Consider the following 998-nt stretch of genomic DNA (forward strand, 5'->3'; position numbering starts at 1 on the left):
TCGCACTAAAAGCAAAAAGCTGACTGAGCTCAGTATTTTCAACCTCCCGGAATACTCATGCGAGGGCGCTCGCAACCGGAGGGGAGCTTGAAGTACAAACTAAAAATCCACATTTTCCAACCAAAAATCCCAATTTTATTGACATTTCAATAGGCAAAAGAATTCATCACAGACGCATTTCAATGGGGCTTTCCCAAAAGGAATTAGGAAGCCACTTAGGTGTCAGTTTCCAACAAATCCAAAAATATGAAAAAGGTTTAAATCGTGTAAGCGCAGGACGTTTACAAGAAATTGCCAACAGATTGGAAGTTCCCATTCACTTTTTTTACGCGGATATTGCTACAAAAGAAGATCTTTCCACAAAAGACAATCTCTCACACCATGATCAAGAAACCTATAGCGAAAAAGAACATGCCCTTTTAAGAAATTTTAGAGAACTCCACCCTAAAAAACAGAAAGCAATCTGGTGGTTAATTTCTGATTAGATAAAAACGCCCTCATCAGCATATTCCGCAACATATCCAACACAACATACCTCAATAAAACTTATGTACATCTCAAGAGACAATATTTCAAGGAATCTTAAGAACAAGCCCGATCCTCTTCTTCACTCTTCGTCCCCACTTCTCTCCCTACAGGCTATGCCACAACAAAAGCCCCCACAAAGCCCAACTCCTTCACATCATTTTACAGATTCACGCCTTTACGCTTTGCTCCCCCCCTGCACCTAACCCTTTTGATATTGGATATCACCCGCCTCCAATAATGTACAGTAGCCTCCCAATGGGGAAGGACATCCCCCCACTTCAAACGACATCCCCTTGTTCATCCCCCCTTGACAGCATCAGAGAGCAACAAGCAATAAAGCAACAAAATCTTGGAAAAAAACCTTGAGCACCCTCACCCCATATTCCTTCTCACCCATCGTCTTCCCAATGGTTTTTATGGGGGCTCTTATCTTCTCTGGTTTAAAGATACAATTCCGATTGTGTCATTAT

Annotated in this window: 1 protein-coding gene; it reads left to right on the top strand. The window is 41.8% G+C overall.

The features are described from left to right. Positions 1 to 137 precede the first annotated feature (137 nt). Entirely contained in the window at positions 138 to 485 is a 348-nt protein-coding gene (locus ACFINC_RS09850; RefSeq protein ID WP_375617096.1) for a helix-turn-helix domain-containing protein, read from the top strand. The last annotated feature ends 513 nt before the right edge of the window (positions 486 to 998 follow it).

The organism is Bartonella sp. AP58NXGY (assembly GCF_042195785.1).
Taxonomy (GTDB): Bacteria; Pseudomonadota; Alphaproteobacteria; order Rhizobiales; family Rhizobiaceae; genus Bartonella.